Annotated in this window: 15 protein-coding genes and 1 tRNA gene; all 16 read right to left on the bottom strand. The window is 38.9% G+C overall.

Annotated features, from left to right (window positions below):
- Window positions 1–3 precede the first annotated feature (3 nt).
- Window positions 4–354 carry a preprotein translocase subunit YajC gene (yajC, locus tag ACYQ0O_RS08120; RefSeq protein ID WP_459891962.1) on the bottom strand — a complete coding sequence of 117 codons (351 nt, stop codon included), beginning with the start codon at window positions 352–354 and terminating at the stop codon, window positions 4–6.
- A gap of 108 nt (window positions 355–462) precedes the next feature.
- A complete protein-coding gene (locus tag ACYQ0O_RS08125; RefSeq protein WP_459891964.1) occupies window positions 463–1,830 on the bottom strand; it encodes a M48 family metalloprotease in 1,368 nt (455 codons plus the stop codon).
- A gap of 16 nt (window positions 1,831–1,846) precedes the next feature.
- Window positions 1,847–3,094 (bottom strand): transcription termination factor Rho, encoded by a 1,248-nt coding sequence (rho, locus tag ACYQ0O_RS08130; RefSeq protein ID WP_459892034.1) that lies wholly within the window; start codon window positions 3,092–3,094, stop codon window positions 1,847–1,849.
- A gap of 125 nt (window positions 3,095–3,219) precedes the next feature.
- Window positions 3,220–3,723 (bottom strand): CarD family transcriptional regulator, encoded by a 504-nt coding sequence (locus tag ACYQ0O_RS08135; protein WP_459891966.1) that lies wholly within the window; start codon window positions 3,721–3,723, stop codon window positions 3,220–3,222.
- Between the two features lie 111 nt (window positions 3,724–3,834).
- Window positions 3,835–4,455 carry an aminoacyl-tRNA hydrolase gene (pth, locus tag ACYQ0O_RS08140; protein WP_459891968.1) on the bottom strand — a complete coding sequence of 207 codons (621 nt, stop codon included), beginning with the start codon at window positions 4,453–4,455 and terminating at the stop codon, window positions 3,835–3,837.
- A gap of 96 nt (window positions 4,456–4,551) precedes the next feature.
- Entirely contained in the window at window positions 4,552–5,166 is a 615-nt protein-coding gene (locus ACYQ0O_RS08145; RefSeq protein ID WP_459891970.1) for a 50S ribosomal protein L25, read from the bottom strand.
- Window positions 5,167–5,197: 31 nt separating this feature from the next.
- Window positions 5,198–6,142: a ribose-phosphate pyrophosphokinase gene (locus ACYQ0O_RS08150; protein ID WP_459891972.1), complete on the bottom strand. Its 945-nt coding sequence runs from the start codon at window positions 6,140–6,142 to the stop codon at window positions 5,198–5,200.
- A gap of 116 nt (window positions 6,143–6,258) precedes the next feature.
- Window positions 6,259–6,330 (bottom strand) — tRNA-Gln (locus ACYQ0O_RS08155).
- Window positions 6,321–7,172, bottom strand: a complete 852-nt coding sequence (gene ispE, locus ACYQ0O_RS08160) for a 4-(cytidine 5'-diphospho)-2-C-methyl-D-erythritol kinase (protein WP_459891974.1) — start codon at window positions 7,170–7,172, stop codon at window positions 6,321–6,323. Before ispE ends, ACYQ0O_RS08155 begins: the two co-directional genes overlap by 10 nt.
- Before the next feature lie 4 nt (window positions 7,173–7,176).
- Window positions 7,177–8,586 (bottom strand): DegQ family serine endoprotease, encoded by a 1,410-nt coding sequence (locus tag ACYQ0O_RS08165; protein WP_459891976.1) that lies wholly within the window; start codon window positions 8,584–8,586, stop codon window positions 7,177–7,179.
- Window positions 8,587–8,607: 21 nt separating this feature from the next.
- Window positions 8,608–8,847 (bottom strand): hypothetical protein, encoded by a 240-nt coding sequence (locus tag ACYQ0O_RS08170; RefSeq protein WP_459891978.1) that lies wholly within the window; start codon window positions 8,845–8,847, stop codon window positions 8,608–8,610.
- A gap of 13 nt (window positions 8,848–8,860) precedes the next feature.
- Window positions 8,861–9,112: a HypC/HybG/HupF family hydrogenase formation chaperone gene (locus ACYQ0O_RS08175; RefSeq protein WP_459891980.1), complete on the bottom strand. Its 252-nt coding sequence runs from the start codon at window positions 9,110–9,112 to the stop codon at window positions 8,861–8,863.
- A gap of 16 nt (window positions 9,113–9,128) precedes the next feature.
- Window positions 9,129–9,794 (bottom strand): HAD family hydrolase, encoded by a 666-nt coding sequence (locus tag ACYQ0O_RS08180; RefSeq protein WP_459891982.1) that lies wholly within the window; start codon window positions 9,792–9,794, stop codon window positions 9,129–9,131.
- A 109-nt stretch (window positions 9,795–9,903) separates the two neighbouring features.
- The gene (fdhF, locus tag ACYQ0O_RS08185) at window positions 9,904–12,660 is read right to left on the bottom strand and encodes a formate dehydrogenase subunit alpha (protein ID WP_459891984.1); all 2,757 of its coding nucleotides are present in this window, start codon (window positions 12,658–12,660) and stop codon (window positions 9,904–9,906) included.
- Between the two features lie 25 nt (window positions 12,661–12,685).
- Window positions 12,686–14,146, bottom strand: a complete 1,461-nt coding sequence (locus tag ACYQ0O_RS08190; protein ID WP_075069568.1) for an NADH-quinone oxidoreductase subunit N — start codon at window positions 14,144–14,146, stop codon at window positions 12,686–12,688.
- On the bottom strand, window positions 14,143–15,699 hold the full coding sequence (locus tag ACYQ0O_RS08195) for an NADH-quinone oxidoreductase subunit M (protein ID WP_459891987.1): 1,557 nt from the start codon (window positions 15,697–15,699) through the stop codon (window positions 14,143–14,145). The genes ACYQ0O_RS08190 and ACYQ0O_RS08195 overlap by 4 nt, the downstream gene beginning before the upstream one ends.
- Window positions 15,700–15,708 lie beyond the last annotated feature (9 nt).

The following is a 15,708-nucleotide window of genomic DNA, read 5'->3' on the forward strand; positions in this document are numbered from 1 at the left end:
CCTCTATTTCTTGTTTTGGTCCTTTTCAGGAGACCTGCGGTTTGACACCAGTGCTGAAATATAGTTTCGATTGACCTTAACAACCACCTTATTTGCAACCTCCAAAGACAACTCGTCTCCATCTATATCTACTATTCGACCATAAAGCCCCCCACTTGTGACAACCAGATCCCCTTTTCTCAAACTCTCCAACATCTGCCTATGCTGTTTGGCCTTTTTTTGCTGAGGCCGAATAAGTAAAAAATAGAAAATAGCAAATAAAATGATTAAGGGCATAAAGGCCATAATTGGATTTTGTGCACTTCCGCCACCCTGTGGTTGTGCCATTGCAAAGGCTAAAGTATTAAAAAACATAACAACTCCTTTCTCGTTTAATAAAGTAAAAAAATATAGCTAACGTCCTAGCACCTTTGATTTTAATCTCACACCAAATACCCAATAGTGGTAATTGGTGTCAAGTTTTTACCAGTATTTCTTCCACTTATTATACTCTTTTTCAAACTCCTTTAACACCTGTTTTTCCTTGGCTGTCTTTGCCAGTAATCTTGCCCTACCTAGATATTTATTCATTCTATCCTTATCCCCTTTGTATAGGGCTGCATAAGCATAATGTATATACCCATAAAAGGGGGATATATATCTTCCCATAACTCTACCTAAAATTGTATGTATTTCACTATCATGGGGAACGTATTCTAATATCCTGGTCAAATCATCAATGGCCAATTTGGCCATTCCCTTATCTGCGTAGATCCTTGCCCTAAAATAAAGTGCATAATAGTCATTATGATCCACGTCTATGGCTTTATTCAAATATTTCAGGGCAAGATCCATTTTGCCTAAATTAAAATAAAATCTTCCCTTTTCCCTGTACCAAAACTTTAGTTTATTTTGACATATATCATTTGCAATTAATTTCTCCGCCTCCTGTATCATATTTTTTTTTAGCAAAACAAATGCCCTGACCAATCTTCTGCCGCATATGTTTCTTAAATTAGAAGAAAGATCCAGGGCCAAATCTGGGTCAGTATAGTGGGCCAGGACCAAAGTTTTTATTTCTTCAAATTGTCTATTTGATACTTTTTTCCCTTTTACAGGAAAGAACTTCTCCATTTGTTCCAAATAAGATATCCTTTCCTCTATTCCTGGATGGGTCAAAAAATATGGAGGGACATTGTTCTCTCCAGACAGGGTCTTTTGTTTCTTTAACTTTAAAAATGCCTTTACCATTGATGAAGGGGGATATCCTGCCTTTGTAAGGTATTGAATTCCCACTTGATCTGCCTCTCTTTCCTGCTTTCTTGTGAATTTTAACATGGCACTTTGTACCCCTGCAATGGACCCCATGGCAACAGCCTGGCCCACGGAGCTACCTATGAGTGCTCCAGCAAGCAATCCCACCAGACTACCAACTGTAAGGAACTTCTGTCTTTTTATATTTGCAGCAATATGTCTCTGGGTCACATGGGAAAATTCATGGGCAAGGACAGATGCCAGTTCAGCCTCTGAATCCATAAGGACTATAATGCCTGTGTTCACAAAAACATGGCCACCTGGTCCTGCAAAGGCGTTTATCTGAGAATTGTGTATCACATCAACTGTAATGTCAAAGGGTTGAGGAGGGAGAACGGCCTTTAGTCTTTTGGCAACCCCTCTAACATAATTTACAATATAAGGATCATAAACTATTGGGTAGTGGGTTGTAATATATACGTAAAATTTTTTGCCCAGTTTTGCTTCATCTGAAATGGTAAAATCACCTAATGATGCAAAGGTAGTTTGTACTGTGCAGATAAAAAATATAAAAAAGAAAAATAACCTTTTTTTCAATAAGAGCCTCTCTAAACTATTTATTCATTAGGTCCAAAAATTGTCTATTGTTCTTTGTACCCTTCATCTTATCTAACAAAAATTCCATACTATCAAGTGGACTCATGGTAGCTAGAACCTTCCTGAGTATCCATACCCTGTTCAGTACATCTTTATCTAAAAGGAGTTCTTCTTTTCTGGTTCCTGACCTATTTACATCAATTGCAGGAAAAACTCTTTTTTCAGCCAAGTATCTATCTAAATATATCTCCATATTGCCTGTACCTTTAAATTCTTCAAAAATCACTTCATCCATTCTTGATCCAGTATCTATAAGAGCAGTTGCAATAATTGTAAGGCTCCCACCTTGCTCTATATTTCTAGCTGCTCCAAAAAAGCGTTTTGGTCTTTGCAATGCATTGGCATCTAGACCACCTGATAAAACCCTTCCTGAAGAGGGAGTTATGGCATTGTATGCCCTGCCAAGCCTAGTGATACTATCTAATAAGATCACAACATCATATTTCCTCTCAACTAGCCTCTTTGCCTTTTCCAACACCATTTCTGCCACCTGTACATGACGATGTGGTGGCTCATCAAAGGTGGAACTTATAACCTCTCCCTTTACTGTTCTCTCCATATCCGTCACTTCCTCTGGCCTCTCATCAATGAGTAAAACAATCAAGAATACCTCTGGATGATTTACCATTATGGAATTGGCAATAGTCTGGAGTAGCACAGTCTTTCCTGTCCTAGGTGGAGCTACTATAAGCCCTCTTTGCCCCTTTCCAATTGGTGTGAGCAGGTCCACTATCCTTGCAGAATAATTCTCTGCACCATTTTCTATTTTAAATTTTTCATTTGGATAAACCGGTGTTAAGTTATCAAACAAAACCAAATTTTTAGAATTCTCAGGCGGACCATATCCAACCTGCTCCACTCTAAGGAGGGCAAAATACCTCTCTCCTTCCTTTGGGGGTCTAATTTGACCAGATATAACATCTCCTTTTCTCAATCCAAATTTTCTAATTTGAGAGGGAGAAACATAGATATCGTCTGGTCCAGGCATGTAATTATAAAGGGGAGACCTCAAGAACCCAAACCCATCGGGAAGCACTTCCAATACCCCTTCCCCATAGATATTTCCATATTTTTGGGAATAAGACTGCAAGATTGCAAAGATGAGTTCCTGTTTTCTGAGGCTACTTGGATTTTCAACATGGTACTGTGCTGCTAGTTTCATCAACTCGTCCATGCTTTTCTTCTTCATTTCAGACAGATTCATTACTTTTGGATTCATATACTCTTCCTCTTGTGAAATTTTTTTATTGAACAAAGCACACCACTTGCCTTGTATATTAAAAGAACTTCTTTTATCTATATTGCTATGGATGGTTTTTTACGAAGGAATTATTTGTTTTGAATGATATCTTTAAATATCCGAGAGATTTCGTCCTTTATATCTTCTTTATCCCTGCTTAATGAGTAGGATAATTCAGTGGTTATAAGAGACATTGCATGTTCCATAAGACGTCTTTCTCCAAAAGACAACTCCTTATCCTGAGAAATCAAAATAAGTTCTTTTAAGACATAAGCCACATCAATCAACTCACCACTCTTTAACTTTTCTGCATATTCCCTATATCGCCTATTCCAATTTTGACCAGCATAACCTTTAAAATCACTCCAGTCTGCTAAATACTTCAAGACATTTTGACCATATTCTGGATCACATACACATCTAAGTCCAACATTCTCTGCATTGTTCACAGGAATCATCACAGTACCATTATTGCTGAGTATGCGAATAATATAGAAATTTGTCTTAATACCTCCAACTTCCTTTTCTGTGACACTCTCTACAATTCCAACACCCTGGGCTGGGTAAACTACTAATTGATCTTTTTTAAACACCTGTTTAAGCCCCCTTTAACTAAGCCCCTAAAAAATATAATAAGGATCTATCTCAAATAATAGTCCCTCCAAAGTGCAGTTAAGTTTACATGAAAACATATTTTTAGTCCACTATTTTAGCTTAGATTGAGCAAAGTTTTCCACCCGAAAACCATTGATAAAATTTATGGCATTATCTTTACCTTGAGAAAAAAAACAGTAAATTCCCTGAATCCCTATATCTAAGACCTTTTTCACCACAGTCATCTCAAAATCTTCAAAGGGGGACAATACCCAATCTCTAATATTTATCTTCTTATCAGGTCCAGGGCGTCCAATGCCAATCCTCAATCTATAGAAATCCCTGGTACCTAGATGATTTATAATGGATTTAAGCCCATTGTGACCTGCATGACCCCCACCAAACTTTAACTTCATTCTACCCAACCCAATATCCAGATCATCGTGAATCACAAATATATTTTCTGGAGAAATATTAAAATCATTGGCTAGCTTCTCAACTGCTACACCACTTAAATTCATAAAGGTGAGAGGTTTTACAACTATACACCAGGGAATTTTAGGATCTGCTAACATAAAAGATTCACAGAGCTTATTTGCATGTAGAGAGCGTATATATCTTTCTCTTTTACTCTTTAACTGGTCAACAAACAAAAAACCAACATTGTGTCTTGTGATTTCGTATTCTGGGCCTGGATTTCCCAGGCCCACCAACATATACTTTTCTTTCACAGTTTTTTAGAAAAAATAGTTTTTGGACCAAAACCGAACCCTAAGCCGAGGTAGGATTAGCCGGCTTGGGTGGACTAATTAGAGGGAACCTAGACATTAAACCTCTTCACTTTCCTCAGATTCTTCCTCTTCTTCTTTGGATTTTTCTGGAGGCTCAACTCCCAGCACTGCAAAATTGTCCTCTACATCATCTAATCTTACGCCCTCTGGCAGCTTAATGTCCATTACATGGATATTTTCATTAATGTCCAACTCACTCACATCTATTTCAATCTTTTCAGGGATGGCTGTTGGCAAACAAACCACAGGAATAATTTCCCTGTATATGTTTAAAATTCCACCCCTCTCCTCACCTTTGGACTTGCCAATAGGTTCAACTTGAACCTCCACATAAACTTCTTGAGAGAGATCCACACCTAAAAAGTCCACATGCAGGGCGAAATTCTTTACAGGATCCCTCTGAACATCCCATATCAAAGCATGCCTTGTCTCTTCTCCTTCACCATTTTTGATCTTCAGGTCAACCACCTTTGTCTTATGGGTCTTTGAATATATCTTCTCAAAAAGAGATGTTTTGACTGTTAAAGGGATATTTTCCCCTTTGTTGTTATAAAAAATAGCAGGAACATATCCCTTGGCCCTTAGCTTTCTTGCCACACCCTTTCCTTTACCCTCTCTTTTTTCAACCTCTAGAACAAATTCCCCTACCATCTGTATGTCTCCTTAAAAAAATTTCACTAAATTACGTGAACAAAACGCTCACTGAAGATTCATTGTGTATATTTTCAATGGCCTGAGCAAGCAGACCAGCAACAGAAACAACCTCTATTTTACCACACTCTATGGCTTCCTTACCCAAAGGTATTGTGTCAGTTACAATTAATTTCTCAATATTCGACTTTGTCAATCTCTCAACCGCAGGACCAGACAGAACTGGATGAGAAGCACAGGCTATTACCCTCTGGGCCCCATTCTCAAGCAATGCATTTGCCGCAGTCATTAAGGTACCACCTGTATCTACCATGTCGTCTACAATAATAGCCAGCTTTGATTTGACATTTCCAATAACGTGCATGGCCTCTGCCTGGTTGGGCTTTTCCCTGCGTTTATCAATTATAGCCAGGCCACAATTAAGTTTTTTGGCAAAAGCCCTTGCCCTCTCCATTCCACCTGCATCCGGAGACACAACTACCTTGTCCCCCTCAAGCTCCTTTAGATATTCCAAAAGCACTTTAGATGCATAAAGGTTATCCACTGGAATATCAAAAAAACCTTGAATTTGGCCTGCATGAAGATCTATTGTGAGCAATCTACTGGCCCCAGCCACAGAAATAAAATCAGCTACCATCTTGGCACTAATGGGCACACGGGGGATAACCTTCCTATCCTGCCTTGCATACCCATAATAGGGGACCACAGCAGTGATTCTTTTAGCACTTGCCCTTTTTAAGGCATCTAACATTAGACACAACTCAATTAGATTGTCGTTAACAGGCTTGCAAGTGGATTGAATCACAAAAACATCACTGCCCCTAACATTATCACCTATCTCTATGCGAATTTCTCCATCACTAAAGGGCTTGGCGATCCTTGGGGTCAGGGGACAACCAAGGTGCTCAGCAATAGCCTCTGCTAAAGGCAAATTTGAATTTCCTGTGACTAATTTCAATGTTCCATTCCTACCCATTGTTTAAGAATCTTCCCTAGATTTTTTCTGTTAACAATAAATCCTTACGGAAACAAAACTAATTAGGCGTGACCCATAGAAGGGAATTTAAGTAGAGCCCCTTCTTATTTTTTTGACAGGGGTGGGAGGATTCGAACCTCCGAATCACGGGGCCAAAACCCGTTGCCTTGCCTCTTGGCTACACCCCTTTGTTGACAAATACCCTTACATCTCTCTGCTTAAAAAAATCTGTTACCACATCAATTGTATCAAGTCCAGAAAACAATGCCACAATGGATGAACCACTTCCACTTAACACACAGGCCCTAGCACCTAACCTGTAACACCATGCCTTTATTTTCAATAACTCTGGTTGGACCTTTAAAACCACGTCCTCAAAATCATTTATCCACAACCTATAACCAAAGTGGGGAATGTTTTTAATCTCAAAGGTATCAATTGTCAAGCCATAGTAATCGGGAGTTCCCCTTTTTTTATCTAGCTCCTCATAGGCCCATTTTGTTGAGATACCAATACTGGGACAAAATACAACTATGTAGAATCCTTTAAGATCTATTTCTATTCCAGTTATTTTTTCCCCTATTCCCTGGACTATGGCAGGTCGATTCTTCAAAAAAAAAGGTATGTCTGCACCACATTTTTTGGCTACATGAAAAATAATTCTATCTGCGTCCTCATTATTATTTAAATATCCCTTTAAATAATTTAAAAGGGATGCAGCGTCTGAACTACCCCCACCCAGTCCACTGCCCATTGGAATATTTTTCTCAAGTACTACATTTAATCCTGGCCAAATCCCCGTAATTTTCCCAAATTCTGTGTAAGCCTTAGTGAGGATATTATCCTTACTTAGTTCCTTTATAGCACAAGAAAGATTAAGTCCAGTACCTGTGGACTCTTCTATGTATAAATAGTCACAGGGATTTTTTAAGGGAAGAAAGATACTCCAAAGATTGTGGTATCCATCTTCCCTTCTATCTAATACCTTCAAAAGAATATTTACCTTTGAAGGACAGACCAGCTTTATCATTTTTTTATTTAAGAGGTATAGTCCTAAAAATTGTCTGACCTTTTCTCCTTATGAGGAGCAGTAGGGCTCCTTTTTTCTTGGCATCTTTTTCTATTACTTCTTTTAGATCGTCTACACTATTTAACTCCTTAAAATTCCCTTTTAGCAAAATATCAAAGGGCCTGATGTCAGATTCCTCTGCCTTTGACCCAGGTTTTACATCTACAACCAGAAGGCCCTTATCATTGTCGAGATTGTATTTGTCCACATCCTCCTGGGTCACTTCTCTTACCTTCATCCCAAGGATATAGTCAGAAAAACCCTCAGGAGTTCCTTCCTCTCCTAAGGCTACATTTGTCTTTCTCTCTCCCAGTGTAATCCACAGTTCTTTGACCTTACCATTTCTCCAGATGGTGATTTTTGTCTTTGAATGTGGTGGCAACTGACCGATTTTCCTGGTAAGGTCATGGGAATCTGATACAGGCTTGTCATTCACTGCAATAATGACATCTCCTACCTTAATCCCTGCCTTTTGAGCTGGCTGTCCCTTTAAAACAGAAGCAACCAATGCCCCTTTTGGTTCGTTCAATCCCAAAGCCTTAGCAGTATTTTCATCCACATCTTGTATTGTAACACCAAGCCAACCACGTTTGACCTTTTTATATTTTTTTAGCTGTTCAATTACTTCTTTGGCCATATTACTTGGAATGGCAAAACCAATGCCCTGGCCACTGGCCACTATAGCTGTATTTATCCCAATAACTTCTCCCTTAAGGTTTAAAAGGGGACCACCACTATTTCCTGGATTTATGGAAGCATCTGTTTGTAAAAAATTATCGTAAGGTCCAGCGCCAATGACCCTTCCCTTTGCACTAATAATCCCTGCTGTTACTGTATGGTCTAGACCAAAGGGATTCCCAATAGCTATAACCCAATCACCTGGACGCATTTTGTCAGAATCCCCAAAATGGAGATATGGCAATTTTTCCTTGGCATCTATCTTGAGCAAAGCCAGATCTGTTTCAGGATCAGTACCCACAACAGTTGCCTTAAAAGATTTTTTCCCACCTTTTAAAATAACGGTTATCTCATCGGCCTTTGATACCACATGGTTATTTGTTACTATATATCCATCGGGAGATATTATAAAACCTGATCCAAGGGCATGTTCCTTTCTCTTTGAAGGGGGCACACTTTCAAAAAATTTTTTAAAAAATTCATTAAAGGGATCATTTTCTCCAAAGGGAGAAAAAAACCTCCTAAGCCTTTTGGATACTTGAACCACTTTTACTGTGCTTATATTTACCACCGCTGGACTGGCCTTTTCCGCTAAATCACTAAAACTTGGTAGCTGTTTACTATCAAAAAATCCGCTACACGGAGAAACTACAAACAAAAAACCCACTACTAGAAACAAACTCACTATTTTTTTCATAATACAACCCCTCCAGTTTATTTAGGATTTTGTTGGATAAAAGAAACGGCCTATTATCTGGGAATCCTCTTGCCGTGAAGCTATGCTCAACTCCTTTACCTTGCCTGTACATATAAACTCTCCATTTTCTAAAAATACATATCCCCCAGAAACTACCTTTGAATAGGGTATCTGCTCTCTCATTTCTTCGTGCAGTATTCTCTCTGGAAATATAATAGGGATTACCTCTCCTGAAAAATCTTCAAAAATAAGATACTTCATAATAAACCTCCTACTAAACCAGTCCCAGAGCCGAACTTTGCCCTGAGGTAGCTTGCAGTGCCTCCTTCATCAATTCAAGGGTCTGCATTGCATCGTTTTCATCAAGCCTTCTAATGGCAAAACCTGCGTGGATAAGCAAATAATCCCCCACCTTAACTTCCTCGTCTAAAAGCAATAAAGACGCCTGTATTGTGCCATCCCCCACCCTACAATGAGCAATTTCGTCTTCAATTTTTTCAACCCTCAAAGGAACTGCTATACACATACAAAACTCCTTCTAATTAAATTTCCTCAAACTTTTTGAACAACTCATAAAGGTCTTTTGCAAAAAAATCAGGATTTTCCCTTTTTAAAGCCTCCAACGGTGTGTTGCCAGTTGCCACTGCTCCGCTATGAATGCCTGCCCTTTTTGCGCAAGTAATATCAATTGGATGATCTCCTATCATAATGGACTCCTGTTTTTTGGTCCCAAGTAGGCTTAGGGCAATTTCAATGTGAATGGGATCTGGCTTCACCTTGGGAACATCCTCCCTGGGCAGGAATACATCTACCATATGGTCTATTTCTGGAAATACCATTTTCACTGCAGGTGTGCAATTTCTTGTGATAACAGCAAGTTTGGACCCATTATTTTTGCATAGCTCTAATATTGTTGGAGTGTAAGAAAAAAGATTTCCCCTCTTAGCAGCTCTCATCTCCATATCCACCAGTATCAATCTACACCTGGTGTTAAATTCCCTGGCCAGCTCTTTATCTACCTTCTTAAATTCTTCAGTGATTACTTCAATACACTCGAGAAGAGGCAAATCCGGCACATCTACTTTTACCTCATAATCTTCTTCAAATATGGTTTTAAGTAGTAAAATTTTTTTCTTAATCTTGTTAAAATCAATTGTCAAATTAGCCAATGTACCGTCAAAATCAAAGATTATGCCCTTAAACCACATAAAATTTTACCTTTATAAACTAAGAAAAAAAGGGATTGAAGCCCAAAAAAGTATAGAAAATATTAAGGCATATTCAGAAAAAACACAATACAAAAAGAGGTGGCCTAAATCAGGCCACCTTGGCTATTTTCACTGCACATACCTTGTATTCAGGGATACCGGAGATGGGATCTAGAACTGGATTGGTGAGCATATTTGCTGGAGACTCTTTATAGTGAAAGGGCATAAAAATTGTACCTTCTCGTGAAACCTCTGATATCTTGACCTTTGCTACAACCTTGCCTCTTCTTGATGCAACCTCAACCTTGTCTCCATCAGCCAAGCCATATTTTTTGGCATCTTCAGGAGATATTTCCACAAAACACTCTGGGGCAATTCTGTTTATACCTTCTACCCTCCTGGTCATTGTGCCAGTATGGTATTGATACAATATCCTTCCAGTTGTGAGCCAGAGAGGATATTCATCATCTACCTGCTCTGCTGGTGGCAGGTATTCAATTGCATGAAATTTTCCCCTTCCAATTGGGAATTTCTCTGTATGAAGTATAGGTGTACCTAGATGGGATATATCAGGACATGGCCAAAACAAACCTTCTTTTTCCAATCTTTGATAGGTCATTCCAGCATAAGAAGGAGTAACTCTCCTTATCTCCTCAAAGATTTCTTCAACACTTGCATACTCCATTTCATAACCCATACGTTTTGAGATCTCACATACAATTTCATGGTCTGCTTTTGCATCTCCAGGAGGTTCAATGGCCTTACGGACTCTGGATACTCTCCTCTCTGTATTTGTAAATGTTCCCTCTTTCTCAGCAAAAGCAGCAGCTGGAAGAACCACATCTGCAAGCTGTGCAGTCTCAGTTAAGAATATATCCTGTATAACCAAAAAATCTAAATTCTCAAGGGCCTTCCTCACATGGGACACATCTGCGTCAGATAAAATAGGATTTTCTCCAACAATATACAAAGCCCTAATACTCTTATCTAGGGCCTTTGGTACCATCTCTGTGACCTTTAATCCAACCTTATCTGGAAGGTTTTTGACACCCCATGCCCTGGCCATCCGCTCTCTTATATCCGCATTGGTAACCACCTGATAGCCTGTATACACATTGGGTAATCCACCCATATCGCAGGCGCCTTGTACGTTGTTTTGGCCCCTAAGGGGATTCACGCCCCCACCAGGGATTCCCAGATTTCCACAGAGCAGTGCAAGGTTTGCTAGGGACTTCACATTGTCCGTTCCAGTTATATGTTGGGTAATCCCCATGGTATAACAAATGGCTGCAGATTTTGCACTGGCATAAACCCTGGCTGCCTCTATTAATTTCTCCTTTGGAATACCTGTTATTTTTTCAACGAATTCTGGATTATATTTTTCTACAACCTTTTTTAGCTCCTCAAACCCTTCAGTTCTGTTTTCCACAAATTCCTTATTCCATAGCTTCTCTTTTATGATCACATGCATCATGCCATTTATCCAGGCAATATCAGTCCCCAATTTCTGCCTGAGCCAGATATCTGCAAGTTCTGTCAATTTAATCTTCCTGGGATCAACTACTATTAACTTGGCACCCTTAAATTTTACTGCCCTCTTAATATAGGTTGAAATTACTGGGTGGTTTTCAGTTGTGTTAGAGCCTGTAACCAAAATCACCTCTGCATTCATGAGATCACCAATATTATTGGTCATGGCACCACTTCCAAATGCTGCAGCCAGACCGGCCACTGTTGAGGAGTGTCAGAGACGGGCACAATGATCTATATTGTTGGTACCTAAAACTGCCCTTGTAAATTTCTGCAAAATATAATTTTCCTCATTCGTTATTCTGGCTGAAGCAAAGACGCCTATTGAATCTGGACCATATTTGTCTTTTATCTCACTCAACTTCTTGGCAACAATATCCAATGCCTCCTCCCATGAGGCCTCTCTAAACCCTCCATTTTCCTTTATTAAAGGAGTTTTCAGTCTATCCTCAGAGCTTATGAACCTGAATCCAAATCTTCCTTTCACACAAAGGGATCCAAAATTTGGGGCCTTATTTGCACCATTTACCAAAAATACCCTGTTGTCCTTAACATACAACTCCAGCTGACAACCAACTCCACAATAGGAGCAAGTAGTCTCAACCTTTTTCATTTCCCATTTTTTAGGACCAACCCATTCATACGATGACGAAAGTGCACCAACAGGACATGCCTGTACACATTCACCACAACTTACACAAAAATTTTCATCTGGTGCAGGAAGGACTGGTTCTGTAAAATCAGCCTTTAGCCTATCCACAAATTTTTTGGTTTGGGCCCGGGGCTGTTCAAATTCATTGTCTTCTATCCTTTTTACCTCACCATTTACTTCAAATACCCTAATGGCATTATTTACCTGTATGTCAAAACACGCTTGAATGCACCGACCACACTGGATACACTTTGATGAGTCCCACCTAATAAATGGAGTGATATACTTTACAACGTATTTCTTTTTGGCCTTTGAAAAATCTATACCCCTCGCCTTGTACCTAAAGACCAGATCTTGAAGCTCACAGCTTCCCGGCACTGCACATGTGGGACAATCATGATAACCCATTGCCAGTAGGTTTTCTAAAATTTCCTTTCTATGGTTAATACATTTTTCACTTTCAGTTAGTATCTCCATGCCATCACTGGCCTCAGTAACACACGCCCTCACAAGCTCATTGCTATCTGCAAGTTCTACCACACAGATATTGCATTTTCCTGTGGGTGTTCCACTCTTCTTAAAATAACACAACGTGGGAATATATATGTTGTGTCTTGTAGCTATTTCTAGTATAGTCTCTCCAGTACTAAAATCACACTCAATTCCATTTATTTTACACTTCATAAAAAAGGCTCCTTCTACTCAAATATTAAAGAGACACAGCCTTTATTGCCATCTCTAGTACCCTATATGGGACAATCCCCAATATTAAAGTACCTGTCAATGAAATAATTAGACCTATTGCATTATATATACTTCCAGCAGGGGACCCAAGTTTCTCCATGGTCTCTGGTCTTGTATACATTACAACTATAACCCTTAAATAATAGTAAGCAGCAACTGCACTGTTTAATACCCCTATTATCACTAACCAGATATAGCCCTCCCTTACTGCTGAGCTAAACACTGCAAATTTGGCCATAAATCCACCAGTTGGAGGAAGCCCCATTAGTGAACACAAAAATATTGCCATGCAAAGACCTATTATTGGCTTTCTAAATCCAAATCCCTTAAAAGAATCAATATGGTCCTTTTGACCAAGTAAGTTCTCCACATAAACAACTACACCAAATGCACCTAAATTCATAAATGTATAAACGAGCAAATAATATAATATTGCACCATATCCATATTTAGAGCCAGCTACTATGGCCACAAATATATAACCAGCATGGGCTATAGAAGAATATGCTAGCATCCTTTTTAAACTGTCTTGGAGTAATGCACAGATATTTCCAACAGTCATTGTTAAAACAGCTAAAAGCCAGAGCAAGGTATTCCATTCAACATTGAATTTTGGTAAGGCATGCCCAAAAACCCTTATAAACACAGCAAATGCTGCCGCCTTAACACCAACTGCCATATACGCTGTAATAGGTGTTGGGGCACCTTCATATACGTCTGGTGTCCACATATGAAAAGGCACCAACGCAATTTTAAAGCCAAGACCAAATAAAATTAATGATGCGCCTAAAACCAAATACGTATTTGAAGTGACACTACCTTCTGATACTTTATTGGCGATCTGTATAAGGTCCAATGTACCTGTTGCACCATATATATATGTCATTCCATAAAGGAAAAATGCAGCCGCAAAAGCACCTAATAGTAGATATTTTAAGGAAGCCTCTATAGATACCTTCTTTTGCTTTGTAATACCCACCAATATATATATAGCTAATGAAAATATCTCCAATGCAAGAAATACCAATATGAGATTAATCGACTGCACCATTAGTATCATACCAGCGGAACTGAACAAAAGAAGCATATAATATTCATTTATCTCTGCACCCTCTTTGGCCACTGCATTTCTAGAAATAAGTATTACAACCAGTGTACCAATTAAAATAGTAGCAGTTAAAAATAGAGTAAAATCATCTATTATAAGCATTCCATTAAAGAGAGTATTGCTCTTAAATGTCTTTAACACCCCTAAGCTCATGATGGCTATTATTGTACCCACAATAGAGACACCACTACCGTAGCGTCCACTTTCTCCCTGGGACGTTATTGCTGAGCCCAGCAACACAATAAGTCCTGAAGCCAGCAAAATCAAAAATGGTAAAAATCCAACACTGTCTTTAATATACTGGATTCCTGGTATCATGATCTTTCGCCCTTTATACTTTTCAAGATGTTAACCCCTGCCATGTCGACTTCTTTTTTATCTATTTTCTCATACCTTAAGACGATTTGTTTAATAGATGGCTCCATTTTTGACAAAAAGGTATTTGGATGAACGCCAATCCATACTATAAAGACTATTAAGGGTACAAGGAGCCAAATCTCCCTTGGCACCAAGTCCTTTAAATTTAAATTTTCTTCCTTTGTTACCTTTCCAAACATAACCCTTTGATACATCCATAGCATATACCATGCAGCCAATATTACTCCTGTGGCCGCCAAAACTCCAAACCACCATTTTGCCCTAAATGCACCCACCATTATCAAAAATTCACCTATAAATCCATTTAACCCAGGTAGACCTATGGATGATAAGGTAACAATCATAAACAGAGTAGCAAACATTGGAAGGGGCTTTGCAAGTCCACCAAACTCTGCTATGAGCCTTGTGTGTCTGCGTTCATAGATCATTCCCACCAGAAGAAATAGTGCACCAGTTGAAAGACCGTGATTTATCATCTGAATGAGCCCACCGCTCAGTCCCTGCATATTTAGAGCAAAAACACCTAACATAACAAAACCAAGGTGACTCACACTGGAATATGCAATAAGTCTTTTTAGGTCTTTTTGGACCAAACACATAAAGGCGCCATAAATGATTCCAATGATGGCTAAAATCGCCATGAGTTCCATAAAATATACTGATGCCCTGGGGAAAAGGGTAAGATTAAACCTCACAAAGCCATATGTCCCCATCTTAAGCAGTACGCCAGCAAGGATGACACTACCAATAGTTGGAGCTTCAGTATGGGCATCGGGTAGCCATGTATGAAATGGAAACATGGGTACCTTTATGGCGAATGCAATTCCAAATGCCAAAAACAGCCAGAATTGATAGTTAAAAGGTAGAGACAACTTTATTAACTTTAATAAATCAAAGGTATATTCTCCTGTGACTTTTGCATTGTAAAAATATAATACCAGAATTCCCACTAACATGAGCATGGATCCAGCCATTGTATATAGAAAAAATTTAATAGAGGCATATTTCCTCCTGGCTGGAGCCCCCCAGACCAATATGAGTAAAAACATTGGTATCAGCATAAGTTCCCAAAAAATATAAAACAGAAACAGGTCCAGGGCGCAAAAGACCCCTATCATGGAAATCTCTAAGAATAGAAAACAAATTAAAAATTCTTTGACCTTGTCCTTAATATCACTCCAGCACGCTGCAATACAAATGGGACACAGAAAGGTAGTAAGTAATACCAAAAGCAAACTGATTCCATCAACTCCTACATGATAGCTAATTCCAAAGGATGGCACCCAATCTATTTTCTCTACAAATTGAAACTGAGCTGTATTTTTGAATGCAAAAAACAGGGGAAGAGAAATAATAAAATTAATAAGGGTTGTCCAAAAGGCTATCCATTTTTGGAGATACCCATCTTTTCTCTCTGTAAAGGCTATAAAAAGTATTCCCACTAATGGAAAGAATGTTATAACTGAGAGTATTGGAAAGTTAAATTCATGCATAACTTAAAA

The organism is Desulfothermus okinawensis JCM 13304 (genome assembly GCF_054654515.1).

What these genes read in the sequence shown, in the direction of transcription:
- yajC (WP_459891962.1), bottom strand. Translation starts at nt 354, where the DNA reads ATGTTTTTTAATACTTTAGCCTTTGCAATGGCACAACCACAGGGTGGC.
- rho (WP_459892034.1), bottom strand. Translation starts at nt 3,094, where the DNA reads ATGAATCTGTCTGAAATGAAGAAGAAAAGCATGGACGAGTTGATGAAA.
- ACYQ0O_RS08145 (WP_459891970.1), bottom strand. Translation starts at nt 5,166, where the DNA reads ATGGTAGGGGAATTTGTTCTAGAGGTTGAAAAAAGAGAGGGTAAAGGA.
- ACYQ0O_RS08150 (WP_459891972.1), bottom strand. Translation starts at nt 6,142, where the DNA reads ATGGGTAGGAATGGAACATTGAAATTAGTCACAGGAAATTCAAATTTG.
- ispE (WP_459891974.1), bottom strand. Translation starts at nt 7,172, where the DNA reads ATGATAAAGCTGGTCTGTCCTTCAAAGGTAAATATTCTTTTGAAGGTA.
- ACYQ0O_RS08165 (WP_459891976.1), bottom strand. Translation starts at nt 8,586, where the DNA reads ATGAAAAAAATAGTGAGTTTGTTTCTAGTAGTGGGTTTTTTGTTTGTA.
- ACYQ0O_RS08170 (WP_459891978.1), bottom strand. Translation starts at nt 8,847, where the DNA reads ATGAAGTATCTTATTTTTGAAGATTTTTCAGGAGAGGTAATCCCTATT.
- ACYQ0O_RS08175 (WP_459891980.1), bottom strand. Translation starts at nt 9,112, where the DNA reads ATGTGTATAGCAGTTCCTTTGAGGGTTGAAAAAATTGAAGACGAAATT.
- ACYQ0O_RS08180 (WP_459891982.1), bottom strand. Translation starts at nt 9,794, where the DNA reads ATGTGGTTTAAGGGCATAATCTTTGATTTTGACGGTACATTGGCTAAT.
- ACYQ0O_RS08190 (WP_075069568.1), bottom strand. Translation starts at nt 14,146, where the DNA reads ATGATACCAGGAATCCAGTATATTAAAGACAGTGTTGGATTTTTACCA.
- ACYQ0O_RS08195 (WP_459891987.1), bottom strand. Translation starts at nt 15,699, where the DNA reads ATGCATGAATTTAACTTTCCAATACTCTCAGTTATAACATTCTTTCCA.